General features: G+C 64.8%; 21 protein-coding genes. 1 reads left to right on the forward strand and 20 read right to left on the reverse strand.

From position 1 onward, the window contains the following. Positions 1-38 precede the first annotated feature (38 nt). The 16 genes from MX571_RS19740 to MX571_RS19815 all read right to left on the reverse strand — a co-directional run bounded on the left by MX571_RS19740 (position 39) and on the right by MX571_RS19815 (position 14,737). The gene (locus MX571_RS19740; RefSeq protein ID WP_247420515.1) at positions 39-836 is read right to left on the reverse strand and encodes an alpha/beta fold hydrolase; all 798 of its coding nucleotides are present in this window, start codon (positions 834-836) and stop codon (positions 39-41) included. After that, positions 829-1,206 carry a hypothetical protein gene (locus MX571_RS19745; RefSeq protein ID WP_247420516.1) on the reverse strand — a complete coding sequence of 126 codons (378 nt, stop codon included), beginning with the start codon at positions 1,204-1,206 and terminating at the stop codon, positions 829-831. The genes MX571_RS19740 and MX571_RS19745 overlap by 8 nt, the downstream gene beginning before the upstream one ends. Further along, positions 1,203-1,955: an enoyl-CoA hydratase/isomerase family protein gene (locus MX571_RS19750; RefSeq protein WP_247420517.1), complete on the reverse strand. Its 753-nt coding sequence runs from the start codon at positions 1,953-1,955 to the stop codon at positions 1,203-1,205. The genes MX571_RS19745 and MX571_RS19750 overlap by 4 nt, the downstream gene beginning before the upstream one ends. Beyond that, positions 1,952-2,665, reverse strand: coding sequence for an ABC transporter ATP-binding protein (locus tag MX571_RS19755; RefSeq protein WP_247420518.1), 714 nt, complete (start codon positions 2,663-2,665; stop codon positions 1,952-1,954). Before MX571_RS19755 ends, MX571_RS19750 begins: the two co-directional genes overlap by 4 nt. Further along, complete coding sequence (locus tag MX571_RS19760) at positions 2,662-3,345, reverse strand: ABC transporter ATP-binding protein (protein WP_247420533.1); 684 nt, start codon at positions 3,343-3,345, stop codon at positions 2,662-2,664. The genes MX571_RS19755 and MX571_RS19760 overlap by 4 nt, the downstream gene beginning before the upstream one ends. Beyond that, on the reverse strand, positions 3,327-4,355 hold the full coding sequence (locus MX571_RS19765) for a branched-chain amino acid ABC transporter permease (RefSeq protein WP_247420535.1): 1,029 nt from the start codon (positions 4,353-4,355) through the stop codon (positions 3,327-3,329). The genes MX571_RS19760 and MX571_RS19765 overlap by 19 nt, the downstream gene beginning before the upstream one ends. Further along, positions 4,352-5,281, reverse strand: a complete 930-nt coding sequence (locus MX571_RS19770; RefSeq protein WP_247420538.1) for a branched-chain amino acid ABC transporter permease — start codon at positions 5,279-5,281, stop codon at positions 4,352-4,354. The genes MX571_RS19765 and MX571_RS19770 overlap by 4 nt, the downstream gene beginning before the upstream one ends. 22 nt (positions 5,282-5,303) lie before the next feature. Continuing rightward, positions 5,304-6,572, reverse strand: coding sequence for an ABC transporter substrate-binding protein (locus tag MX571_RS19775; protein WP_247420541.1), 1,269 nt, complete (start codon positions 6,570-6,572; stop codon positions 5,304-5,306). Positions 6,573-6,642: 70 nt separating this feature from the next. After that, positions 6,643-8,277: a class I adenylate-forming enzyme family protein gene (locus MX571_RS19780; RefSeq protein WP_247420544.1), complete on the reverse strand. Its 1,635-nt coding sequence runs from the start codon at positions 8,275-8,277 to the stop codon at positions 6,643-6,645. 45 nt (positions 8,278-8,322) lie between these two features. Further along, on the reverse strand, positions 8,323-8,784 hold the full coding sequence (locus MX571_RS19785) for a Zn-ribbon domain-containing OB-fold protein (RefSeq protein WP_247420546.1): 462 nt from the start codon (positions 8,782-8,784) through the stop codon (positions 8,323-8,325). Beyond that, positions 8,781-9,950, reverse strand: a complete 1,170-nt coding sequence (locus MX571_RS19790) for a thiolase domain-containing protein (RefSeq protein ID WP_247420549.1) — start codon at positions 9,948-9,950, stop codon at positions 8,781-8,783. The genes MX571_RS19785 and MX571_RS19790 overlap by 4 nt, the downstream gene beginning before the upstream one ends. Then, the gene (locus tag MX571_RS19795; protein ID WP_247420551.1) at positions 9,950-10,096 is read right to left on the reverse strand and encodes a hypothetical protein; all 147 of its coding nucleotides are present in this window, start codon (positions 10,094-10,096) and stop codon (positions 9,950-9,952) included. The genes MX571_RS19790 and MX571_RS19795 overlap by 1 nt, the downstream gene beginning before the upstream one ends. A 12-nt stretch (positions 10,097-10,108) precedes the next feature. Then, on the reverse strand, positions 10,109-11,587 hold the full coding sequence (gene scpC, locus MX571_RS19800) for a succinyl-CoA:acetate CoA-transferase ScpC (protein WP_247420553.1): 1,479 nt from the start codon (positions 11,585-11,587) through the stop codon (positions 10,109-10,111). Then, a complete protein-coding gene (locus MX571_RS19805) occupies positions 11,587-12,129 on the reverse strand; it encodes a MaoC family dehydratase (RefSeq protein WP_247420555.1) in 543 nt (180 codons plus the stop codon). The genes scpC and MX571_RS19805 overlap by 1 nt, the downstream gene beginning before the upstream one ends. Positions 12,130-12,134: 5 nt before the next feature. Beyond that, positions 12,135-13,352, reverse strand: coding sequence for an acyl-CoA dehydrogenase family protein (locus MX571_RS19810; RefSeq protein ID WP_247420556.1), 1,218 nt, complete (start codon positions 13,350-13,352; stop codon positions 12,135-12,137). Positions 13,353-13,402: 50 nt separating this feature from the next. Continuing rightward, positions 13,403-14,737 (reverse strand): MmgE/PrpD family protein, encoded by a 1,335-nt coding sequence (locus MX571_RS19815; RefSeq protein WP_247420558.1) that lies wholly within the window; start codon positions 14,735-14,737, stop codon positions 13,403-13,405. A 94-nt stretch (positions 14,738-14,831) separates the two neighbouring features. Between MX571_RS19815 and MX571_RS19820 the strand changes: the two genes are divergently transcribed. After that, positions 14,832-15,605 (forward strand): IclR family transcriptional regulator, encoded by a 774-nt coding sequence (locus MX571_RS19820; protein ID WP_247420560.1) that lies wholly within the window; start codon positions 14,832-14,834, stop codon positions 15,603-15,605. Positions 15,606-17,154: 1,549 nt separating this feature from the next. Here the strand turns inward: MX571_RS19820 and MX571_RS19825 are convergent. The 4 genes from MX571_RS19825 to MX571_RS19840 form a co-directional block, all read right to left on the reverse strand. Beyond that, positions 17,155-18,708 carry an alkaline phosphatase family protein gene (locus MX571_RS19825; protein ID WP_247420562.1) on the reverse strand — a complete coding sequence of 518 codons (1,554 nt, stop codon included), beginning with the start codon at positions 18,706-18,708 and terminating at the stop codon, positions 17,155-17,157. Positions 18,709-19,308: 600 nt separating this feature from the next. Continuing rightward, complete coding sequence (gdhB, locus tag MX571_RS19830; protein WP_247420566.1) at positions 19,309-20,592, reverse strand: glutamate dehydrogenase GdhB; 1,284 nt, start codon at positions 20,590-20,592, stop codon at positions 19,309-19,311. A 3-nt stretch (positions 20,593-20,595) separates the two neighbouring features. Beyond that, positions 20,596-20,787, reverse strand: coding sequence for a rubrerythrin-like domain-containing protein (locus MX571_RS19835; RefSeq protein ID WP_379752010.1), 192 nt, complete (start codon positions 20,785-20,787; stop codon positions 20,596-20,598). 127 nt (positions 20,788-20,914) lie between these two features. Continuing rightward, positions 20,915-23,791 carry a bacterio-opsin activator domain-containing protein gene (locus tag MX571_RS19840; RefSeq protein WP_247420568.1) on the reverse strand — a complete coding sequence of 959 codons (2,877 nt, stop codon included), beginning with the start codon at positions 23,789-23,791 and terminating at the stop codon, positions 20,915-20,917. Positions 23,792-24,233: the final 442 nt, after the last annotated feature.

The raw sequence follows: 24,233 nt of genomic DNA on the forward strand, positions 1-24,233 counted from the left end.
GGTCGCTTCATTCCGCCGACGCGCTGCCGCGCCTCGGCTCACTCCTCGAGGAACTCGACGACCAGCGAGGCCGTCTCGTCCGGGCGCTCCATCATCGGGTAATGGCCGGTCTCCTCCATCGTGACCGGCGTACAGTCGGGGAGGCCGGCTATCGTCTCCTCGAACACGTCGTCCTGGATATAGAAGTCCTCGGTCCCCCGGACCAGCAGGACGGGAAGCGTCGCCTCGTCCAGCCTGTCGGAGACGTCGTGGTCGGCCCAGCCCTGCAGGTCGTTCGTGCCGACCTCGTGCGCGCTCCGGTGTTGCCAGACGAGTTCGCGGCGGGCGGCGTCGGGGACGCTCTTCGCGGTGGAGTCGACGACGGAGTACTCCAGCACGTTCTGCCAGCCGGGGAGCGCGTGAGGGTGTGACAGCCGTCCGAGCTGTGCGCCCCGCGTCCGGCCCGCTCCCTCGAACGCGAGCGCACACCGGAAGGCGTCGGGGTGCTCGACGGCGAGGTCCAGCGCCGTGTCGCCGCCGATGGAACACCCCATCACGGCGGGCGCGTCGAGGCCGAGTTCCCGGACGAGGTCGAGGACGAACTCGGCGTGCTGGTGGATGGTGTCGTGAGGCTCCCAGTCGACCGGGTAGGACTTCCCGTGGCCCGGCAGGTCCGGCACGACGAGACGGTACCCCGCGTCGACGAGCGGCGGCGCGACGTGTCGCCACTGTCGACCGTCGGCCCCCGCGGTGTGAATCGCCACGATGGCGGGGTCGTCCTCGCTTCCGGCCGTCTCGACGTACGTCCGGGTGTCCTGCACCGTCACGTACCGGCCGACGAGGTCGGAGTCACTCATGGGCGGCCTCCAGGTCCTGCAGGCTCCGGACGAGCAGTTCCAGCATCTCGCGCATCCGGTTGGCCTCGAGTTTGTCGCCCACGGTCCGCAATTCGGCGACGTGGATGGCCCCCGAGAGGGACGTCTCGCCGCTCGCGACGCGTCTCCACGCCCCGCGGTCGCCGACGACCCGGAACGTCGCGCCGAACGCCGGGACGTACGGTTCGGTGTCGATGACGCGACCGCGGTACACCTTGAACCAGGCCGTCTCGTCGCCGACCTCGAAGGCCACGGAGCCGTCGAACTGCGACGCCGCTCGTTCGAACGCTTCGGTCGATGCGTGGTCGGCGAGGTCGTCTCGCCAGTCGTCTTCGTCGAGAATCGTGGTCATGATCTGAACTCGTCGAGTCGTCCGCGTGCGTCACCGTCGTCGAACGCCCGTGCCATCGCGTCCGCCGCCTCCTCGCGGAGCGTCGAGACGTCGGCGGACGGCACGGGCGCACCGAGTCGTCGTTTCAGCGCGGCGATGGTGTGGCCGCTGTTCGCTTCGAGCGTATTCGTGAGGTCCGCTACCGCCTCGTCGAGGTCGTCGCTCGCCGCCGTTCGGCTGACGAACCCGGCGGACAGCGCCTCCGCTGCGGACACGTCGCGGCCGGTGAGGAGCCAGTCGCGCGCGCGACGCTCACCGACCAGTCGCGGGAGGAGCGCCACCGCGAGTCCCGAGATGGGGATGCCGAGTCGGACTTCGGGTACGGCGAACGTCGCGTCCTCCGTCGCGACGACGAGGTCGGCGGCCAGCGCGAGCAGGAAGCCGAACCCGAGCGCCCGCCCCTGCACGGCCGCGACGACCGGCAGCGGACACTCGCGGACCGCGAGCGTCAGGTCGACGTACGTCTCCGAGAGCGCCCGCGCTTCGGCGTCGTCCGCGGGGTCGAGGTCGTCGAGGTCTGCACCCACCGAGAAGTGGTCGCCCGCCCCCCGGACGACGACCACCGAGCCGTCGGTCCGGTCGAGGTCGCGGATGGCGTCGACGAGCGCGTCCACCGCGTCGACGGGAAGCGCGTTGTACGCGCCGGGGCGGTCGAGCGTCACCGTCACCTGTTCGCCGTCGGTCGTGACGGCGTGGTGGGCGTCGGTCATTCGAGCACCTGGTCGACGGCGTTCTGGTAGGCGTCCTCGAACTCGCCTCGCTCGCCGAGGTACTGGAGCGTGTTCTTGCGCATCAGGTACATCCGGTCGGAGACCTGCTTTGCCATCCGTATCTGCTCGTCGACGAGCAACACGGTGACACCCGACTCGCTGATGTCGACGATGGTATCCCGGATGTCCTCGACGATCTTCGGTGCGAGGCCGAGGGTCGGTTCGTCGAACATGATGAGGTCCGGGTCGATGACGAGACCCTGCGCGATGGCGAGCATCTGCTGTTGGCCGCCGCTCATCGTCCCGGCGACCTGCGACTGGCGGTCCCGAAGGATGGGGAACAGGTCGAACACACGGTCGAGTTGCTCGTCTCGCGAGACGTCGGCCGCCGGAATCATCGCCGTCTGGAGGTTGTTCCGGACGGTCATCTCCGGGAAGATGCGGTGACGCTCCGGGACGTACGCGAGGCCCCTGTCGATGCGCTCGAACGGTTCCTCGCCCACGATGGACTCGCCGTCGAACCTGACGTCCCCGCTGTCGATGGCCTTCACGCCAGCGACCGCGTCGAGGAGCGTCGTCTTGCCAGCGCCGTTCGCGCCGACGATGGCCACGACGTCACCGGCCGGGACGTTCAGGTCCGCGTCCCGGATGACCTCCATGTCGCCGTACGAGACGTGGAGGTCGTCGACCGTGAGGAGTTCGCGCGTCATATCGCCATCTCCCCCAGGAAGTCCTCCCGAACCGTCTCGTCGTCGAGCATCTCCTCCGGCGTGCCGCGTTTCATCACCTGCCCCTGTGCGAGGATGGTGACGGTGTCCGCGAGGTCGAACGCCGTCTCGATGTCGTGTTCGATGAGCATCAGCGTCTTCCGCTCGGCGAGGGCGTCGAGGTAGCCGACCATCGCCGGCTTCTCGGTCGGGTTGAGTCCCGAGAACACCTCGTCGAGCAGGAGGAGTTCGCCCTCGCTGGCCAGCGCCAGCGAGACGCGCTTGCGCTCGAACAGCGTCAGTTCGCTCCCCTCCTTGTCGTGGATGTCGAGGAGGTCGAGCAGTTCCATCATCTCGCGGGGCGAGGACTCGAACGCGCCGAGACTGATGTTCTCGGCGACGGTGAGTTCGTCGAACACGTCGACCTCCTGGAAGGTGCGTCGGATGCCCGTCCGGGCGGTCTTGTAGTCGGGTGTCGACGTGATGTCGGTCCCCTGGAACCTGACGGTGCCGTGGTCGGGGATGTGGTAGCCCGTGATGCAGTTGAACAGCGTCGTCTTGCCAGCCCCGTTCGGGCCGATGATGACGTTCGTCTCCCCGGACGCGACGTCGAACGTGACGCCGTCGAGGGCGACGATACCGCCGAACGTCCGTTCGAGGTCGTTCACCTCCAGAAGCGCCACGAGCGGTCACCTCCGTTGCCGAGTCGGTCGTACAGGCCCCCGAGGACTCCCCGCGGGAGGAACAGGACGACGACGATGAGCATCCCGCCGACGATGTAGGGCTTCATGTCCGAGAGGCCGAACGTCCGCACGACCTCCGGCAGTCCGACGAGGATGATGGCACCGATGATGGGGCCGTGGACCGTCCTGAGCCCCCCGACGACGGCGATGACGAGCAGGAAGACGGTCTGGTCGAGGGTGAACCCGCCGGGCGTGATGAGGCCGTTGACGTGAGCGTACAGCGACCCGCCGACGCCAAGCAGCAGGGCACCGACGACGACCGAGACGAACTTGTAGCGCGTCGGGTTGTACCCAATGGAGCGGAGCAGGTCCTCGTTCTCGCTCGTCGCCACCGCGAGCGTCCCGACCAGCGAGCGGTCGAACGTCGCCACGACGGCGACGGCCACGGTGAGCACGGCCAGCAAGAAGAGGTACTGAGCCACCTGCGTCTCGAACGTCACGGGGCCGATGGCGGGGGCGGGGATGCCGCTGATGCCGGTCGGTCCGACCGCTCCCCAGTTCGTGAACAGGTAGTAGACGATCTCCTCGAAGGCGAGCGTCGCGATGATGATCTCGAACGACGACCCGATGGCGATAGCCGAGAGTGCGACGAGGCTCCCCACGACGGCGGCGACGACGCCCCCGGCGAGCATCGCCAGCAGGTAGGGGACGCCGAACACGTTCACGAGGAGCGCCGAGGTGACCCCGCCGATGACGGCCAGCGCCGCCGGACAGAACACGAGCAGGTTCGGCCAGCCGAGCATCAGGTTGTACCCCGAGGCCATCACGGCGAACACGAGGACGAGCAGCGCGGTGTAACCCACGTAGCTCGACGCCGACACGAGCGGGATGGCGAGGAGCCCCAGTACGAGCGTTATGCCGACGGACCGTGCGACCGACTGCCACTCGATGCGTTCGAGGTCGCCGTCGATCTGCTCGCCTGCGACGCCGCTCGCGGTGTCGGTGCTCATCGGGCCACCCCGCGAAGACCGCGAACGCGGTCGACGAGGACGGCCCCCAGGTTCTCCTCTCCCTCGTCCAGCAACACGGCCTTGGCGAGGAAGAACAGGATGAGGATGGCGAACTCGGAGGCGTAGATGTAGTACGACGACAGGTAGAGGATGGCGAACGCCTCGTAGACGCCCAGCGCGTAGCCCGCGACGGCCGCGCCGAGCACTCGCCCGATTCCGCCGAGGATGACGACGATGAACGCCTTGATGAGGAGCGATGCGCCCATGTCGGGCGTCAGCGAGAACATCGCCGCGTTCATCACGCCGGCGACGGCCGCCATGGCGCTCCCGAGGACGAACGCGACGAGGAACGTCCGGCTGACGTTGACCCCCTTGAGTCGCGCGAGATCGCGGTCCTGGACGATGGCCTGCAGTCCGAGGCCCGTGTTCGTGTAGTTGATGAGCCAGTAGAGGACCGCGAAGTTGGCGATCGAGAACACGACGACCAGGAGTTCGAGCGTCGTCACCGAGACGCCGAACGCTTCGAGGCTCCCCCGCTGCAGGCCCGCCAGGGAGACGGAGTGTGGCTCGTGGCCCCAGATCTGGGCGAACGCTCGCTCGAAGATGCGAGCGAGGCCGAGCGTGAGGAGGATGACGCCGAAGACGTACTCCGACTCCGACCGGTCGTACAGCGGTGCCAGGAGCCCCCGCTCGACGATGGCCCCCAGTGCGCCGATGACGACGACGGCCGCGACGATGCCGACCGGCCACGGGAGTCCCGAGAGCATCGTGACCTGGTAGAAGACGTACGCGCCGCCCGCGAACAGGGCCGCGTGCCCCATGTTCGGGATGTCCATCACGCCGAAGATGATGGTGAAGCTCGCTGCGAACAGCGCGTAGATGCTCCCCTGGATGAGTCCGTTGACGAGGCTCTCTAGTAGTACCATGAGTAGTGAGTTGAGCGCTGGTTCACAGGTCGACGTTGGGTGGGATGCTCGTGATCGGTGGCAGTTGACCGCTCCACGCGACGTCTTCGACGACGGCCGAGTCGCCGTCGGCACCGAACTTGATGAGCGACCCCGGGATAGCTGGCTGTCCCCGGTCGTTTATCGTCGTCTTCCCGAGCAGGGTCGTGATCTCGGTCCCGACGAGGGCGTCGCGGATCTCCGACCCCTCCGTACTGCCCGCCTCCGCGATTCCCTGCCGGGCCGCCTGTGCGTCGGCGTAGACGTTGAACGCGGTCGGGTGCATCGGCGCGTCGAGGCCCTTGTACTCCTCGAACTGCGAGAGCGCGTCCTCGGAGAGCGTCTCGGCGATGGCCGGGTTGTCGGCGTACGCGAGGCGGGTGTAGACGCCCAGCGCGTAGACGTTGTCCATCGCCGCTCCCACCTCGTCGATGCTGTTGTAGTCCGCGCCTCCCAGTCCCGTCAGAATCGGCATCTGCTCGTTGAGGCCCTCCCGAGCCTGCTGCTGGATGAACCGTTGCATCGCGGAGGCCCACGTCTGTACGTAGACGGCGTCGATGTTGTCGTTGTTGTACGCCCGCTTGGCCTTGGTGATGTACGAGGAGAAGTCCTGCTGGCTGAACGAGAAGCGACCAAGTTCGGTGTAGCCGCCGTCGTTGTCCGGCTGGTCGAACCACCAGTCCATCAGCGCGAGCGTGTCGTCACCCCAGTCGCCCGTCTCGGCGATGACACCGATGTTCTGGATGTCGTCGCTCTGCTGGACCTGCCGGAGCGCGGGGTACGCGTCCATGACGGTGCTCACCGTCATCCGCATCATGTACGACCCGGGTTCGTTCACTTCGGGCGTGAACCCGTGGGTGAACGTCGGAATCTCGTTGTCGTTCGCGATGGGCGCGATGGCGATCGCACCCGTGCTCCGCCACGACGAGAGAATCATCGCCACGTTGTCGACGGTCGCGAGACGTTTCGCCGCCGACCGCGCAGCGCTGTTGTTGGACTCGTCGTCGTACTCGACGAGCGACACCTCGCGCTGGGTGCCGTCGACGTCGATACCACCGTCCTCGTTGATTCTGTTCTTCCAGGCCGTCTGCGTCTCCGTCGCGAGTTCGCCGTAGAACGCCGCCGCCCCCGAGAGGGGGTTGATCGCTCCGAGTTTTATCTTCCCCCCACCGCCGCCGCCGAGCACACCGGTACAGCCCGCCAGACCGGCCGTCCCGAGGGTAGCCGCTACTGCACTACTCCGTCTGAGGAAACGTCGCCGTGTGTTATCCATGTACGAACACTCTGCGCGGACAATCCCCGCATAATGTGTTAAAGGTATCGGTGAGTTCGAAGTACGTTGCTCATCCCTGATAGCGACCGGCGATTCGGTCCCGGAGCTCCGTCTTCTGTATCTTCTCGCCGTGGGGCCCCTCCGACCGGGGGAACGCGTCGACGAACTCCACGTCCTCCGGTTCCTTGTAGTCCGCCACCCGGTCGTCGAGGTACTCGTACAGGGCCTCGGTGGTGAGCCCGTCGTCCGCACGCTTGACGAACGCCACAGCGACCTGACCGTGGCGGGGGTGAGGAACGCCGACGACCTGCGAGAGTTCGACGCCGGGGTGCTCGTCGAGGACGGTCTCGATGTCCCGCGGTGCGACGAGGAACCCGCGAATCCGGAGGGCGTCGTCCATCCGCGACTGGTAGTAGAGGTTCCCAGACTCGGGGTCGCGGACTGCGAGGTCACCCGTGTGGAACCAGCCCTCGTCGTCGAAGGCCGCCTCGGTCTTCTCGGGTTTCCCGAGGTAGCCCTCCATGACGTTGAACCCGCGGAGACACAGTTCGCCCGCCTCGCCGTCCGGGCGTTCCTCGTTCGTCTCGACGTCGACGACCCGCGCCGCTTCCTCCTCCGGAAATATCATGGGGCCGCCGACCTGCTTGCGCGTCTCGGGGTCGGCGTCCGGGTCGCCGACGAACACCTGGCTGTTCGCCTCCGAGAGGCCGTAGGGCTGGCAGACCGGGATACCAGTCCTGCGCTCTATCTCCTCGAACAGCGCCTCGTCGTACCCTATGCTGACGAAGCCGGTCGCTCCCTTCGAGAGGCTCTCGACGCGGGCCTCGTCGAACGCGTCGTGGTCGAGCAGGCGCTGGAACATCGTCGCCAGTGCCGACATGTAGGTCACACCGTAGCGTTCGACGTTCTCGACGGTCCACTCGGGCTCGAAGTGCGTCTGAACGACCTGTGGGACGCCGTGGGTCAGCGCGCTCATGAACATGTTGTACCCCCAGACGCCACAGAACGGGAGGAGGCCCAGCGCGACGTCGTCTCCGTCGAGGCCGAAGTGGACCCCGACCTGATGGGAGTGATTGAGCATCGACCGGTTCGACTGGAGGACGCCCTTCGGGTCGCTCGTCGTCCCGCTGGTGTAGAAGACGCAGACCGGCGCCTCCGGGTCGGTCGCTGCCGGGACATCGTCGCGCCCCGCGCCCGCCTCCGTGACGGCGTCGTAGTCCCGGACAGCCGGATAGTCCTCGTGTGCGTCGAGCGCGATTACCTGGTCCAGCGACGGGACCGAGTCGGGGGCGAACGCGGAGGGTGCGCTCGTCGCTATCTCGGGGACGACGTCGGCCACCATGTCCAGATACTGGTTACCCAGGAACGACTCCTCGGTGAGCAGGACCGAACACCCGGAGTCGGTCAGCATGTACTCCAGTTCGTGGGTCCGGTAGCGCGTGTTGACGGCGACGATAGCCGCACCGAGGTACGATGCCGCCAGTTGTGCCTGGATCCACTCCGGGCGGTTGCTCAACCAGACCGCGATGGTGTCGTCCTCGCCGACGCCCAGGTCGGCGAGGCCGTGTGCGAGCGCCCGACTCTCCTCGACGAGGGTGGCGTAAGTCGTCTCCTCGCCCTCGAAGTGAAGCGCGACGGCGTCCGGGTCGTCGCTCGCGACGTCGGCTATCCCCTGGTAGACCGTGGCCTCCGGCCAGCGCAACATATACCGCGAGGACGATTACCACAGACAAAAGAATTCGGGTTGGGGTCAGTCCAGTCCGAACACCGGGACGGACACGTCCTCGCGTTCGGTGGGAACGAACTCGACGCCGACGCTCGCGCCCACCTCGACGTCGTCCGGGTCGCAGTCGACCAGATTCGTCATCACCCGCGGCCCCTCGACGAGTTCGACGTACGCGACGACCAGCGGCAGGTCCGCCTCCGGCCACCCCTCCATCCGCTCGGCGACGGAGTAGGTGTAGACGGTCCCCTCACCGGACGCCTCGGTCCACTCCGTCTCCGCGAAGCAGTCCGGGCACCGCGCCCGCGGGTAGTGGACGACGAGGCCGCAGTCGGGACAGCGACTGAGCAGCAACACCCCGTCGCTCGCGGCCGCCCAGTACCGTTCGCTCTCGGGTGTCACGTCGGGCAGCGGTCGCGGCTCCCATGTCTCCGGTGCGTCGCTCATCTCGTCCGACCCGTCGCGCTCGTCGTCCGACCCGTCGCTCATGTCCGGCCCTCCGCGCCGAGGACGAGCGTCGCCGCCCCGTGTCTGGTGGCGATGGAGCCGCCCGTGCCGTGGGCGAGTGCGACGTCGGCGTCGACCTGCACCTCCTCGTTGGCCTCGCCGCGCACCTGCCGGACGGCCTCGATGACCTTCGTCATCCCGCCGCGGTTCCCGGGGTGGTTCGAGCAGAGGCCCCCGCCGTCGGTGTTGAACGGCAGGTCGCCGTCCGCTCTGAGGGTGCCGCCCTCGACGAACCGCCCGCCCTCGCCCTTCTCGCAGAATCCCAGGTCCTCCAGCGCTTCGAGGACGGTGATGGTGAACGAGTCGTAGATGGAGGCGTAGTCGACGTGTTCGGGGCCGAGACCGGCCTCCGCGAACGCCCGCTCGCCGGACTGGACCGCGCCGGTCGTCGTCACGTCGACGCGCCCCGCGTCGTGGTGTTTCGGGGCCTCGCCGTGGCCGAGCACCTCGACGCACTCGCGGTCGAGGTCGGCACGAACGTCCTCGCTGACGACCAGCAACGCACCGCCGCCGTCGGAGATGACACAGCAGTCCAGCAGGTGGAGGGGGTCGGCGACGACGGGCGAGTCGAGGACGTCGTCGACCGAGACGGGGTCCTGGTACATCGCGTCGTCGTTGTACTGCGCGTGGTAGGAGGCGGCGGCGCGAACCTCCGCCAACTGGGCGCTCGTCGTCCCGTACTCGTGCATGTGGCGACGTGCCGTCATCCCGTACATCGTCACGTTCGTCGTGCCGTAGATGCGCTCGTAGCTGTCCTGGACGGTCCGGAGCTTCCGGGTTCCCGACCCGGTGGCCTGCCCCCGCGAGCGTGGCCGCCCGGCGAGCGTGACGAGCGCGACGTCGCACTTCCCGTCGCGGATCGCGCTCGCCGCGTGCCCGACGTGGGCGACGTACGACGACCCGCCGTAGTCCGTCGTGTCCGCGTACGACAGGTCGAGGCCGAGGTAGTCGGCTGCCATCAGCGGCGTCAGCGAGTGCTCCATCTCCGGGACGCCCGCCGTGAAGTACGCGTCGACCGCGTCCTTCGAGAGGCCGGCGTCGTCCAGTGCCCCCGCCGCCACGTCGGCGGTCAGTTGCATGGTCGACCGGTCCGGAGCCTCCCGCGTCGGGTGTTCGAACGCACCAGCGACGTACACGGACTCGGCCATCAGACCACACCTCCCGACCCGTCCCTCGTGGAGCTGTCGACGACTACCGTCGCGTCGGGGTAGTCGAGTTCTCTCGCCGTCGTGCGACCGGTGCCGTGGCCGTCGACGGTGGCGATACACCGCTTCTCGTCCGGAATGTCACTCATGAGTCGTAGCTCTCAGTCTCTGTCGGCGTGCCAGTCGAGCGCAGTTTCGATGTCGTGTGGGATGTGGCCGCCGCGTGAGCGGCCGCGGTTCAGGTAGTCGGTCAGGTCGTCCCGGTAGTCGGGGTGGGCGCACTCCTCGACGAGCGCACGGGCGGTCTCCCTGGGAGCGTTCCCCCGGAGGTCCGCGACCCCCTGTTCGGTGACGACCACGTCGACGTCGTGTTCGGTGTGGTCGACGTGCGGGACCATCGGGACGATGCGAGAGATGTCGCCACCGGCCGCCGTCGACGGCAGGGCGACGACGGCCAGCGGCGAGTGGCGGTTGAAGTCGCCGCTGCCGCCGACGCCGTTCATCGCCCGCGTCCCGTCGACGTGCGTCGAGTTGACGTGCCCGAACAGGTCGAGTTCGAGCGCGCTGTTGACGGCGACGACGCCGAACCGGTCGATGAGCGCCCCGCTGTTCGAGAGGTCGGCGGGCCGGAGGACGACGTCCTCGGCGTAGCGCTCGGCGTTCTCGAACAGACGGTCCTGGCCCTCGGTCGAGAGCGCGAGCGACGTCGCGCTCGCGGCGGTCAGTTCGCCCTCGTCGAGCAGGTCGAGCAGGCCGTCCTGGATGACCTCGCCGAAGTAGATCAGGTCCCGGTCCCCGAGGTCGGTGTCGCCGAGCGCCCCCATCAGGGCGTTGCCGAGGCTGCCGACCCCGAACTGGATGCGCAGCGACTCCTCGAACAGCGGCGAGCGCTCGACCTCGCGTTCGACGAACTCGCGGAGGTTCGCGGCGATGGTCCGGTCGTCGTCGGTCGGGTCGCGGAACGAGTACGGCTGGTCGCGCCGGTCGGTCTCGACCACCGCATCGAGTTTCTCGGGGTCGAACGTGACGCGCTCGCCCCCGATTCGCCCACCGGGGTCGGTGAGCGGAATCGGGTCGCGGTTCGGCGGCGTCCCCGGGCGGTAGACGTCGTGGAACGCGGCGAGTTCGGTCGGGACCGTCTCGTTGACCTCGACGACGAGGCGGTCGGCGCTCTCGACGAACGCGGGCGTCTGACCGATGCTCGTCGAGGGAATCAGCCAGTCCGCGCCGACCGCCAGCGCCTCGACGACGGCGACGCGCTCTCCCTCTCCGGTGAGACCGCCGAACTGCACTTCGTCGCCGAGCGTGCTGACGTCTCGGTCGTGGAACGCGATACGGCCGTCGTTGACCGCCGCCCGCGCTGGCGGTCGCGCCTGATACGGAAACCGGCGGGCGATTGCGTCGGCCTCGACGAGGGCGACGTCTATCTCCTCGCCGACGCTCCCGCCGCTGACGACGGTCAGGGCGAGGTCACGCCCAGAGTCGGCCAGCGCGAGCGGGACCGCCTTCGGGTAGCCGACGCTCCCGAACCCGCTGACCAGCAGCGTCGCGTCGTCCTCGACGTCGGCGGCCACGTCCGCGGCGCTTCGGACGGGGAGGTCGCCCTGTAAGCGGGCTGTGGTCGAACGCTCGCCGCCCATCAGTCGTCCTCCGGTTGCGTGCCGACGCCCGCTGGCCACCCCGGCGGCTTGGCGGCCGAGGGTTCGGCGTACTCGCGTTTGAGTACCATCGGCGTCCGCTCCAGCGAGAGCACCAGGTCGTCGTCCTGATTGTACGCCCGGAGTTCGGTCGTGACGATGCCGACGTGGTCTCGGCTCTCCGTTTCGCGCTTCGAAACCACCTCCGACTCGGAGAACAGCGTGTCGCCGTGGAAGACGGGCGCGTGATGGCGGATGTCGTCGTAGCCCAGGTTCGCCGTCGCGTTCATCGAGACGTCGATGACGCTCATCCCGACGACGAGGGCGATGACGAACGTCCCGTTGACGAGTCGTTCGCCGAACTCCGTCTCCGCGGCGTACGCCTCGTTGAAGTGCATCGGGTTGACGTTCATCGTGACGTTGGTGAACCAGACGTCGTCCGTCTCGGTCACCGTCCGCCCGTACGGGTGCTTGTAGACGTCGCCGATCTCGAAGTCTTCGTAGAACCGTCCCTGCCAGCCGTCTTTGAGTGTGCGTTCGCTCATCGTAATCAGTAGCTCCGTGGGAGGTCGAGGACGTTCTCCCCGATGAAGTTCAGTGCGAGCTGTTGCGTGATGGGGACCAGCCTGGTCAGCCGAGCCTCGCGGAAGTAGCGCTCGACGTCGTACTCGCGGGCGATGCCGAACCCGCCGTGGGTCTGGACGGCGGCGTCGGCGGCCTCGAACGCGGCGTTCGCGGCGAGGAACTTCGACATGTTCGCCCGCGCGCCGACGTCCTTCGCGTCGTCGTCGCCGACGGCGGCGCTCGCCGCGCTGTACACCATCTGCTTGGCGGCCTGGACGTGCGCGTGTGCCTCGGCCAGCGGGTGCTGAATCGCCTGGTTCGAGCCGATGGGTCGACCGAACACCTCGCGTTCGTTCGCGTACCCGACGCCCGCCTCGATGGCCGCCTCGCCGAGACCGACGCACTCGGCGGCGATGACCAGACGCTCCTCGTTGAGACCGTCGAGCATCTGGTAGAACCCCTCGCCCTCCTCGCCGATGGCCGCCGACACCGGGAGCCGGAGGTCCTCGAAGAACAGCTCGTAGGAGTGGACGAAGTTACTCGCCGTCTTGTCGATCTGCTTGAGCTCCAGTCCGCCCTGGTCGTACGCCTCCTCCAGATCGACGAGGAACATCGTCAGGCCTCTCGTCCGCTTCTCGACCTCGTCGCGCGGCGTGGTGCGAGCCATCAGAATGAGGTAGTCGCTGGCGTCGACGCGGGAGATCCATATCTTCTGGCCGTTGACGAGGTACTCGTCCTCGTCGGCGTCGCCCGCGCCCCGTTCGGCGCGCGTCTCGATGGCCGTCGAGTCGGAGCCGGCGTTCGGCTCGGTGAGTCCGAACGCCTGGATGGACGTCTCGCCGCGGGCCACCTCGGGGACGATCTCCTCTTTCATCTGCTCGCTCCCGTACTCGACGAGCGGGACGGAGTTGTAGATGGCACCGTGGACCGCCTGTGCGGCACTGAACCCGCCGCCGGAGGCCGCTATCTCCTCCATCATGACGACGACCTCCTCGGTCGTCATGCCCGCCCCGCCGTACTCCTCGGGGAGCAACGCGCCGAACCAGCCGTGCTCTCCGAGCGTGTCGACGAACTCGCTCGGGTACTCTCCTGCGGCGTCCTTCTCGCGCCAGTAGGCCGCGTCGTACTCGTCGCAGACGTCTCGTATCGACTCCCGGACCAGTTGTTGCTGGTTCGAGAGTTCGACCGTGTCAGTACTCACCATTGAGTGTGGGAGGAATCAGCTACCTGCAGTATTAAAATTACGGGTGGGCGTTACTCGGCGAGCGCGTCGGCGACGTCCGGATGGTCGTCGAGGGTCAGGAGGGTGTCCGCGAGTCGGTCCACGGCGGTGTCGGGGACGGCACGGCCTGCGCACTCCGCGAACTTCTCACGGAGTTCTGACTCGGTGAGCGGGTCGCCGTGGGTACCCGGCGGGTTCTCCTGCCGGCGCTCGTACGTCCCGTCGGCCGTCTCGATACGTACGACCGCTTCGTGAGAGTCGTAGTGGAACGACTCGTCGACGCTGAACTCGACTCTCTCGCGAACCCGCTGGACGGTGGCATCGTCGATAGCGTCGTCCTCGAACGTGGCGAGACCGACCCGCTCGCGGACCGCGCCGCTGGCGACGGCGTACTCCATCGAGAACTTCGCCTCCAGCCCCGTTTCGGGGTCGACGTGGTGGAGTGCGTCGGCGGCCCCCTGGGCGGCGCGGACCTGGATGCGCTCGACGTCCTCCGGGTCGACTCCGTGCTCCTCCACCAGCGCCTGGGTCGCGGCGATGCTGGTGTGCGTGAAGTAGCAACAGGGGTAGTACTTGACGTGGATGCCCTCCGTCTCCAGCGCCCACTCGTCGGGGTCGAAGGCGAACTCGTCCCGTTCTTCGGGGCCGTAGAGGTCCCAGAACCCCCGGTCGCCGCTGACAGCGGTCGCGTCGGCGGTGAACCCGTTCTCCGCGAGCAGCGCCGCCGTGACGCCCGAGCGCGCACAGAGGCCGGCGTGGAGGGGTTTCGTCATCGACCCGAAGTTCCGCTTCAGCCCCGCTGGCGTCGACGCGGCCACGTTCAGCGCGTGGCGCGTCTCCTCGGTGTCGAGGTCCAGCAACGAGGCGACGGCCGCCGCCGCGCCGAACGCGCCGAACGTGGCGGTGGCGTGCCAGCCTGCCTCGTAGTGGTCGGGACTGATGGGGTCGGCGAGCGCGCACTCCACTTCGAAGCCAGCCGCATACGCGGCGACGAGCGCTTCGCCGGACGCCCCCCGCTCCCCGGCGAGTGCGAAGAGCGCCGGGACGAGCGTGACGCTCGGGTGGCCGTCCATCGCCCACGAGAGGTCGTCGTAGTCGAGCGCGTGGCTCGCGGTACCCGTTCGCAGGGCTCGCTCGGCGGCGCTCGCGGACGTGGTGAGGCCGAGCGTCGCGGCGACGTCGCCGTCGTCTGGCCGACTGTCCAACGCCTCGAACGTCGTCTCCCCGGCGCCCTCGACTGCGCCGGCGAGCGTGACGCCCGCCGTGTCGAGGAACGCCCGGCGGACGGTCTCGCGGGCGTCGTCTGGTACCTCGGCGAACGTGAGCGTGGCCGCGAACTCGGCGAGTTCGGTCTCGGGTGAAGCCATACCGGACATCGACGAGGAGAGCGGATAAACGTTGACCAGACACGCGTGTTCGACGATACGGGACTTTAAGTGTAGAGCGTCCGTCGGTGTGCACATGAACGACGACACGCGGCCGGGGGGCGTCGACACGGTCAGCTCCGCCGAGACGCTGTTCGAAATCGTCGAATACATCTCGGAGGCGGAGGGACAGACCGTCTCGGAGATCGCGTCGAACCTCGACTACGCGAAGAGTACCGTCCACCGACACCTCACGACGCTCGAACAGTGTGGGTACGTCGTGAGAGACGGCGGCTACTACGTCGGCCTGCGCTTTCTCGAACTCGGTCAGCAGGCGCGCAACCGTCACCGCGCGTACCGCCTCGCTCGCGACAAGGTGGACGAACTCGCCGCCGAGACCGACGAGCGCGCCCAGTTCATCGTCGAGGAGCACGGGGAGGCGGTCTACATCCACCGGACGTTCGGCGCGCACGCCGTTCGAACCGACCCCGGCATCGGGAAACGCATCCCGCTGCACGCTACGTCCGCGGGAAAGGCGATTCTCGCCTCGATGACCGACGAACGGCGGTCCCGCATTATCGAACAGACCGCGTTCGACGCCATCACGGGGGAGACCATCACCGACCCAGAGGAACTCGACGAGGAACTCGCTCGCATCACGGAACGCGGGTACGCCTTCAATCGCCAGGAGAACGTGGACGGCCTCCACGCCGTGGGCGTCCCGGTGACCGGGCCCGACGATACCATCATCGGCGCGCTCAGCGTGTCCGGTCCCAGCCACCGCCTCACCGGTGACTGGTTCGAGAACGAACTCCCCGCGCTGCTGCTCGGGGCGGCGAACGAACTCGAACTCAACATCGCGTACGCGTAGGGCGTTCCAGTCATTACCGAACTATCCTAACGCCCTCAACCATCCCTTGTCGGAACCGTCCCGTACCTGGTTCCCGATGGACATCCAGCACTGCCGATAACAAAAATAGTATTGTTATGTTCGGGGGGTCGCACCATCCAGCATTGTCATATAAGATACTAGTAAGTTGCCGAAGCTGGCCGTAATTGGGTCCGAATATCTAGTGTTATCGATCGGCCTCGCCGATGCGAACCGGATCCCACACGGTAAATCAGCACAGACCGTATTCGAATTGCGCCTATTTTATTCTATCAATGTCGTCCTGTCTCACTTTGGATTCGCCATACTGAATCACGGAAATGCGAATGTATTGTCACATACCGCCCCGAATATCCGGTATATAACCGGATAGTAGGAAATAAAAGTGTTGAATATGAGATTGCAGTGTCGAAGTGGGAATGGAACTGGCGGAATGACGTGATGTTGGCGCGAGAGGAGTACACTGGCGGACATTGGATGCTAATAACGATTGCCAAGATTCGATTATATAGCGGTTCGATAGACGACGGTACGAAAGAAGTAATAGTTATTCTCGTATCTCATGACGAGCGTGGAGAGGTGTCCTGGTAATACGAGGGTGACCCACTGCTTCCGGCCTGTGGACCAATCACGGCAACGAGCCACACACTTCGAAACGGCAGAAATGGTAGTGCATACTCCCAGGGGAATCGAGACCGCTTCCTCCAATCGGCCTGTCAGGATACCGTCGTCCAAGGCATTTATCATCGCGCTCGGCTTTGCCTTCTCCCCGAAGTTCTCCTCGTCAGTTCGTTCGAAACCCAGCGTGTTTGCGTCGGAGTCACTAGAACTGTTTGGAAACTCCGACTAATCCTAAACGAATTGCAATTTTAGCGATTACAGCCCTACTATTGCCACACTCGAATTTTCCGAATACTGTACTCCTCATGGGAGCCCTAATCGTCGAGAGCTCTGATGACAGCCAGAATCCGGTCGGCCCCTGTCGAGCAAGGTCGGTTTGGAACATCTCCAACGAGTCTATCGAGCGGCCCGATGGAACGGGCCGCTTCGAGTCGCCCTTCGAACTATGAACGAATCACAGACTGAACAATCAGGTTATCTGGATGTGGACAGTCTGGTTGACAGCGCGATCTTTCTAGCTGAAGTGGGTGCATAGTGACTCGAGGCCTCCCGGACCGTAGTGCCCTGCCGGATGCACTCAACGACGAACCACAATGGGTCGGGGGGCGCTCGGATGAACGTGACGGAAAGCGGACGAAGATTCCCATCGATTCGTCGACGGGGCAGTACGCGCCCGTGACGGACCCAGAGACGTGGGGAAATATTCGAAGACGTGGTCGACGTTGGGGTGTGTGGCGACAGTGGCGGTGTCGGGTTCGTCTTCACCGAAGAGGACCTGTTCGTGGGGGTCGACCTCGACGACTGTCGCGACCCCGCGTCGGGCGTGCCGGAGCAGTGGGCCGCCGAGATCATCGAGACATTGAACTCCTATACAGCAGCTGAACCCGAGTTAGGGGTCGCTCTCACCTGGCTACTCCAGGTAACCGAGGTCAGAGAGGCGTTGCTTGACAGCGTTATCTGCGGCGCTGTCATGTGGACGCACCCCTTCGTACTCCGGGTACGCGACGGCTTCGCCGTCGTTCTTGATTACGGGAAGGACCTTACCGTCCATTCGGTCGCTATAGGGGACATCCAGCGCCGCGAGGACACTCGGGGCAATATCAAAGAGGTGTGCGTCGGCGAGTGACTCCGAGGAGTCGATGCTGTTGCCTACGGCGACGATCATCCCGTCGCGCTTGTGGTTCCAGAGGTTATCAGCAACGGTGAACGCTTCCCCAGCCAATTCCGTATGAAGAAGATTGTCGAACGCTCGCGGGACCGTGATGATGTCGACGGCGCGGTCAGTCTCGGATCCCTCGAAGTACGTCTCAACTGGAGCGACATCCTCGAAGACAGGTCTACCGTCAGGTGCCCTCAGGTCTGTGAGTTCTGCAATGATCTCCTCGCGGATAGCCTCGAACTCTCCATCGGGGACGACGCCTGCTGGGTCGCGTCCCTCGCGGTTGATGCGGACGCCGAGTTCCGACCGATGGCGCATATAGGCGACTGATTCGGCGAAATCGACAGCCTCCTCACCTCCGTTGCCGCCGTCACCATTACCGTCAACGCTACCGCCGTCAGTGGCGTCGGTGGTCCCCTCCCGGAGCGTATCCCGAATCGGGCTCCAAGAGGGCATCGCGGTACTGTCCGTCGTCGTCTCGACATACCCCAACTCGCGCAAGATATCGTTGACGTGAACCTGCCAGCCATCGTAGCGACCGATGCCGTGGTCGCTGGCGATGAACACGCGCTCAGGGTCACGGGCATTGAGCAACGCGCCGACCTGTTCGTCGAGCGCCTCGTACACCGTTCGGACCTGCTCCCAGTCGTCGCCACCGAACTCGTGGAACAGTTTGTCCGTGTGCTGGAACTCGACGAACCCGAAGTCGGGGTCGAACCGGTCGGCGAGATAGCGGTACGCCTCCCCACGCATTCGGATGCACTCGCGGTAGTCTACGAGTTTCTCGGCCTCGGTGAGCTCTTCGTCGTCGCTCTCGACATCATAGGAGCGATACACTCGGTAGTCGCCGATGGCCGCTCGGACGTCAGCAAGAAGTCCCTTCGGATGGCAATTCGGGTCCTCGGGTGCCATAAACCCCGGGAGGATTGCGCCGTCGATGTCACCCGGTGGGTGGGTCATCGGGACGTTGACGACGACGCTCGTCAGTCCCCGCTCGTCGAGTAGTTCCCACAGGGCGTGCTCCTGGACGTGGTCCGCGCCGACGATATGCCAGTCGTAGCCGTCGTATCCAGTGAACCCGAATGCGCCGTGCTTGCCGGGGTTGGTGCCCGTGTACATCGAGGGCCACGCGCTCGGCGTCCACGGTGGCACCTGTGATTCGAGTGACCCCGCCACCCCACCAGTACAGAGCGCCTCCATATTCGGCGCGTGTCCCTCTTCGATGAGGCGGTCGAAGATGGCGAAGCTCCCCGCGTCGATACCGATGAGTAACGTCTCCCCATCACCGGGTTCATATTCAGTCATCCACCGAAACCCCCTCCGTTCCGTTATTGGTGTCGAGAACCATTGTATAACGATGTATTCTAAACAATGCTACTATCTTAACTCCGTTCGCTGCACAGTAAACGTCTCTATGTGTTGGATGGCTAAATTCTGATGATTCACGTCTTGTCGGAGTAATATCCACAGACGCCGCCGATGACCAACACTATCGGCTTGGGCCCCATATCTGACCACCGCAAACACAGGGGAAGGAGTTACCGACGTATGGGCAAGGGGCCGAATCACAGGCCTCCTAATCCGCGTATCGGTCTGCCAGAGGGTGGTGAGAATTCACACTGGAGATGACGTAATCGTCCCACGACTCCTTGACGATAGTCGGTGCGAGTGCACTACATACGCCCGCAGCATCGGGGGCGCCCAGACTCAGTACTTCATGACTCGGCTATCGACACAAGAGCCAATCGATGGTCATTGGTGTGCGTATTATTCGGCGGTCACAATCAGAATAGATGAAGAGAGAAGTCGGGAGGAAGTCTGTACACCTCCGTAGTATGTCGACCGAACGGGCAGGGTGACGAGGGTGCGTGCCCGGCTATGACTCACCATTCAAGGCGAGCACCACTACGGCCAAAGTCCTCTCGCGTCATGTGCTTCGGCGATTCGAGACAGCGCGACGCTGTACGCCGCGTCTCGCCACGATACGTCGTTATCGTCGACTGCGGTCCGAACTTCCTCCCAGGCCGTCTGCATCTCGGCTTCGAGTTCGTCGTTGACCCGGTCGAGTGTCCACGCACGACGATTGATGTCCTGCAACCACTCGAAGTAACTCACCGTCACACCGCCCGCATTCGCTAAGATGTCTGGCACGACAGGAACCCCTCGTTCCTGCAAGATGCCGTCGGCACTCGTCGTTGTCGGACCGTTCGCTCCTTCGACGACGAGCCCGGCCCGAATATCGTCGGCGTTGGCGTCGGTGATGACGTTCCCGACCGCAGCAGGGATCAACACATCGACATCGAGTTCCAGGAGCTCCTCGTTCGAGAGGGCAGCATCGGCATTCCGCGTGACTGCCTCGGGCTCATCGTCGTGTGTCGGAATCGCGGCGATATCGAGACCATCCTGATCGTAGAGTGCACCGTTGACGTCACTGACGGCGACGACGTCGGCACCCCAGTCATCGAGCAAACGGGCGGCATTCGCACCGACGCTTCCGAACCCTTGCACTGCGACGGTCGACTCGTCAAGCGGTGTCCCGTAGTACTCGCAAGTCTCACGCGTCACGAGGGCGACGCTCCGCCCCGGTGCTTCCTCACGCCCGTAGCTTCCACCAACGACTGGCGGTTTTCCCGTCACGACACCCGGCGTCGTCTCACCGACCTGCATGCTGTAGGCGTCCATCATCCAGGCCATCGTCCGGGCATTCGTACCCATATCCGGTGCCGGAATGTCCCGATTCGGCCCAATCACGTCACGGATCTCCTGCGTGAACCGGCGCGTGAGTCGCTCAGTTTCGTCGTCGCTCAGGCGCTTGGGGTCGACGACGACACCCCCTTTCGCACCACCGAACGGGATGTTCATCACCGCACACTTCCAGCTCATCCACATGGATAGCCCGATGCACTCGCCGCGCGTGACGTCGGGGTGGTATCTGAGGCCGCCTTTGTATGGCCCGCGGACGCTATCGTGTTGCGCACGGTAGCCGGAGAACATCTCGACTGTCCCATCGTCCATTTCGACGGGCACCGACACCTCCGTTACTTTCGCGGGTTGTTTGAGCCGTTCGACGACATCGCGGTCGAGGTCGAACAGGGTGGCAGCGTGGTCGAGTTGCCGCCGCGCGGTTTCGACAGCCGGTTCGTCGTCGGTCGCTTCATGTGGTCGTGTCTGGGGGGTCTCTGTCGCCATGCGTTATTCGAACGTCGTCTGACGATTGCGCATCGACCCTCCACAGTCCGGGCAGGACTCTGGATAGTCCTCGACCCGAACGATCGTCCCGCACTCGAAGCACTCGTACGCCGACTCTTCACGGGGGTCGTACTCGATATCTCGCATCGGTATGAACGCTGTCCGGCCGCTCGCCGCATCGGCGCTCTCGTTCAATGGCGAACACGTACCGGTGCCTGGTGTTCGATGTTCAACCCCCCACGAGCGGTCTCTTCGTCGACGCGCGGTTAATCGAGCGACTCATCGGCCGAACCACAGTGACGGGACTCGATAAGGACAGCTGTCAGGTACGATCTGGGGAGGGGCTCACCGTCACACCGATCTCTTCGAACAGGGTCGAGAACAGTTTGCGCTGGACGGTCCGAGCGTGTCGATAGAACGCCGTCGGTGAGATGTCGAGCGTGGCCGCAACATCCTCACCTGTGCTCTCGCGGGGAGAGTCAAAGAATCCGCTGTAGTAGGCCGTCTGCACCACTTCCAGCTGCCGGTCGGTCACCCGCTCGAGGAACTGCGAATACAGGTCCTGTGTCGAGGACCGATCCAGCGTTTGCTTCGACTGGAGGTCGATCGTATCGAGCGAGTTGGACACGAGCCGGCTGATGTGACGAAGGTCCACCGTCTGCGGGATATCGATGACTACGGTCCCAATCGTCTCATCGACAGTGAGGTGCTGGAGTATCGCCCCGTGGTCGGCTAGCTCCAGGGCGAGAAACGGCTGTGAGAGTTTGAGTCGAACCACTCCACCAGCGTTGGTCGATCGAATCTGCTGGAAGTCGTCGATGCCGACGAGTCGCTCCGCGACCTGCTCGATGTCCGACGGTGACGCCCCGTCTACAGTAACGAACAGGTAGCTTCCCTGGTCGGTCTGCTGGACACCCCCTCGGTACGTGAGGCGACATGCTGCTTCTCGAGCGAGGCGTGAGAGGACGAACGCTGGGTCGTCGAACTCGAATTCAGCGCGCGTCACCGACGTCGAGAGCAACGCGTTCTTTCGCTCGACAGCACTCGTCGCAGAGGCGACTGTCTCCCCGAGTTCGGAGAGCACCTCCCGAATCAGTTCGTCGAACGCCTGCTGCTCGTTCGCGTAGACCGTCAACACTCCGTACGTGAATTCGTCGTACGCGAGCGGCACACTCACCACCGAGAGATAGTCACGCGACAACGCATTCTTCCGCCACGCTTCCTCCCTGAGTCCACCGGCGACGTTGCTAACAGTCGTTACCCGCTGCGTAGCCGCGGTGCGACCAGCCGGTTCGACAGCGGACTCCGCGACCGAGAAGGATAATTCGTCCAGATAGCCACGTTCCGACCCGGCCCACGCTCGGGGTTCGACCGTGTTCGATGGTGAATCGACCGTCCCGATCCACGCGAACGCGAAGCGGTCGTTCGCCGTCAGCCGTTCGCAGACGGCGTGCTCGATTTCCGTGCGGGTTTCGGCCTGGACGAGCGCCTGGTCGATTTCGCGGATGATCTCGTTGATCTGGTTCAGCGCGGTGAGCTGGGTGTTGCGTGTCTGGAGCGCTCGGTCCTGACTCCGGAGTCGAGACTCACGTTGCACGCGGTCGAGGGCGGCTTCGGCGGTCGCTGCGAGCAAATCCGCGAGTTCGCGGGTCACGGCGTCGAACTGTCCGACGTCCGACGAGCCAGCGATGAACACGCCGTGCTCGCCGAGCGGGATGTACGCCGCACTCCGAAGCTCTGTGGCGCGATTTTCGAGGCAATCCGCATCGTGGACGTCGTCGAAGAACAGTGACTCATCGTCGAGGAAGCTATCGCTCGTGAGTCCTGGCGCGTCTGCTCGCACGCTCGGGAGTGGGCCGTGTAGCTCCTTCATCCGTGACGACTGAGCCGTTGGTCGCAGTTCGTTCGCGTCGTCATCGAACAGATAGACAGCACTCGCACCGAGATTGACGACGCCGGGCGTATCATCGACGATGTGTTGAGCGATCTCGTACGGCGTCTCGGCATAGAGGAGGTCACGTGCCGTCCCGTGAAGCGTTGCTAGCGCTTCTTCCCGCTGTTTCCGTTTCGTGATGTCCCGGCAGCTGAAGAGGATTGAGCCGTCCTGAATCGAGACTTCTCGGACATTGACGAGGAGCGTATGCTCACGTCCAGCCTTGTCGGTCGCGGTACACTCGATGTTCTTGAGGACTCCCTTCGCCGCGAGTTCCTCACGGTCGAACAGGTCCGTGCCGAGGAGGTCGTCTATCGTCCCCTGCTCATGGATTTCCTCGTCGGTGTAGCCGAAGATGAAGTGAACGTTGGGGCAGACGTAGGTGTACTCGCCATCTTCGTCCGTAATCAGAACTGTGTCCGTCATATTATTCAGAGTAACCCGGTGGAGCTCCTCTGACTGACGTAACTCACGTTCGAGCGTGACGCGGTCGGTGATATCGACACCAGTGACGACGACTGAGACGAGTGCTCCACGCTCGTCGTGTACTGGCTGGGCGGACAGTTCGACGACCGTCGGGTCGCCCTCTGTCGCTATTGTGACGACTGCGTTCCCGAATGTCCCATCGAGTGCAGGTTCGACAACGCCACGGATGTCCGACTGCACGTCCTCTTCACCAGCCCACCACGGGAGCATCCAGAACGGATCACCGACGACGGTGTCTATGGGTGCTTCAATCTGCTCGCGTGCCGTCTCGTTCGCGCGAAGGAGGGCTCCATTCGGATCGAGCACCCACGTCGCCGTCCGAGTGTCGTGGAAGATAGCGTCGAACTGGCGTGCTCGGTCGCGTTGCGTAACTGACCGCTTTGCGGTCCGAACGCTGCGGTCGATCCGTTCGATGAGGTTGTCGAACTGCTCGGCAGGCGGTCCGTCGAGGGCCACATAGTCCGAAACACCAGCAGCAATCGCACGGCTGGCGACCGTTTCACTTCCGGAACCGGTACACATGACGACGGGAAGCGACGGCGCATGCTCACGCACCTTCTCGACCAGTTCCACACCTGTCGATGTGTCGAGGTCGTACTCACAGACGAGGCAGTCGATCGAGCGCTCCTCGAGTCGCGCTACCGCTTCCTCAGTTGTTTCGACAGACTCGATAGCTGTCTCAGTCTGTGCTGCCAGATACTGCTCGAACGACGTCATCCAGGGGGGAGGACCCACGAGGAGGACGCGCACCGAGCGCAGCGATTCGGAGGGAGTCACCATCGGTACTCTCTCGTCTCCACGACCCCGTTGAATATACGACCATGGGTGTGATGATGAACCCCCCACTACCGTGTTAGGTTTGTGAGGAGGCGAGCATACTCCAGATGGTTACGTGCACGTCGACCAAGCCCGGTTTAGGGCTGGGTTCTCGGCGTCGTATCGAAGATAGCAGACGGTCCCGGATACCGAGCACCCATATCTACTACCCTCGGTAGACGTGTGATGTTGAACGTTCACCGGTAAGATTGGAGGGGCATGAGTAGTTGAAAGTGCATTCACGAGCACCCAACACTGAGTGGAGAGTCTTGACACCAGATGAATACGCCCTCGGCCATCGCTCGACGGGTAGGGGAGACGAGAATCGTCGCTCCAGCGCTCCGAGTGCGTATGGCGCCCAATCACAACCAGCCAGAACACGTACAGCGAGGCCAGCACAGACGGT

Source organism: Halomarina salina (genome assembly GCF_023074835.1).
Lineage (GTDB): Archaea > Halobacteriota > Halobacteria > Halobacteriales > Haloarculaceae > Halomarina > Halomarina salina.

Excerpts from the sequence above, each read along its gene's own strand:
- MX571_RS19740 (WP_247420515.1), bottom strand. The coding sequence starts at position 836 with ATGAGTGACTCCGACCTCGTCGGCCGGTACGTGACGGTGCAGGACACC.
- MX571_RS19745 (WP_247420516.1), bottom strand. The coding sequence starts at position 1,206 with ATGACCACGATTCTCGACGAAGACGACTGGCGAGACGACCTCGCCGAC.
- MX571_RS19750 (WP_247420517.1), bottom strand. The coding sequence starts at position 1,955 with ATGACCGACGCCCACCACGCCGTCACGACCGACGGCGAACAGGTGACG.
- MX571_RS19755 (WP_247420518.1), bottom strand. The coding sequence starts at position 2,665 with ATGACGCGCGAACTCCTCACGGTCGACGACCTCCACGTCTCGTACGGC.
- MX571_RS19765 (WP_247420535.1), bottom strand. The coding sequence starts at position 4,355 with ATGAGCACCGACACCGCGAGCGGCGTCGCAGGCGAGCAGATCGACGGC.
- MX571_RS19770 (WP_247420538.1), bottom strand. The coding sequence starts at position 5,281 with ATGGTACTACTAGAGAGCCTCGTCAACGGACTCATCCAGGGGAGCATC.
- MX571_RS19775 (WP_247420541.1), bottom strand. The coding sequence starts at position 6,572 with ATGGATAACACACGGCGACGTTTCCTCAGACGGAGTAGTGCAGTAGCG.
- MX571_RS19780 (WP_247420544.1), bottom strand. The coding sequence starts at position 8,277 with ATGTTGCGCTGGCCGGAGGCCACGGTCTACCAGGGGATAGCCGACGTC.
- MX571_RS19785 (WP_247420546.1), bottom strand. The coding sequence starts at position 8,784 with ATGAGCGACGGGTCGGACGACGAGCGCGACGGGTCGGACGAGATGAGC.
- MX571_RS19790 (WP_247420549.1), bottom strand. The coding sequence starts at position 9,950 with ATGGCCGAGTCCGTGTACGTCGCTGGTGCGTTCGAACACCCGACGCGG.
- MX571_RS19795 (WP_247420551.1), bottom strand. The coding sequence starts at position 10,096 with ATGAGTGACATTCCGGACGAGAAGCGGTGTATCGCCACCGTCGACGGC.
- scpC (WP_247420553.1), bottom strand. The coding sequence starts at position 11,587 with ATGGGCGGCGAGCGTTCGACCACAGCCCGCTTACAGGGCGACCTCCCC.
- MX571_RS19805 (WP_247420555.1), bottom strand. The coding sequence starts at position 12,129 with ATGAGCGAACGCACACTCAAAGACGGCTGGCAGGGACGGTTCTACGAA.
- MX571_RS19810 (WP_247420556.1), bottom strand. The coding sequence starts at position 13,352 with ATGGTGAGTACTGACACGGTCGAACTCTCGAACCAGCAACAACTGGTC.
- MX571_RS19815 (WP_247420558.1), bottom strand. The coding sequence starts at position 14,737 with ATGGCTTCACCCGAGACCGAACTCGCCGAGTTCGCGGCCACGCTCACG.
- MX571_RS19820 (WP_247420560.1), top strand. The coding sequence starts at position 14,832 with ATGAACGACGACACGCGGCCGGGGGGCGTCGACACGGTCAGCTCCGCC.
- MX571_RS19825 (WP_247420562.1), bottom strand. The coding sequence starts at position 18,708 with ATGACTGAATATGAACCCGGTGATGGGGAGACGTTACTCATCGGTATC.
- gdhB (WP_247420566.1), bottom strand. The coding sequence starts at position 20,592 with ATGGCGACAGAGACCCCCCAGACACGACCACATGAAGCGACCGACGAC.
- MX571_RS19840 (WP_247420568.1), bottom strand. The coding sequence starts at position 23,791 with ATGGTGACTCCCTCCGAATCGCTGCGCTCGGTGCGCGTCCTCCTCGTG.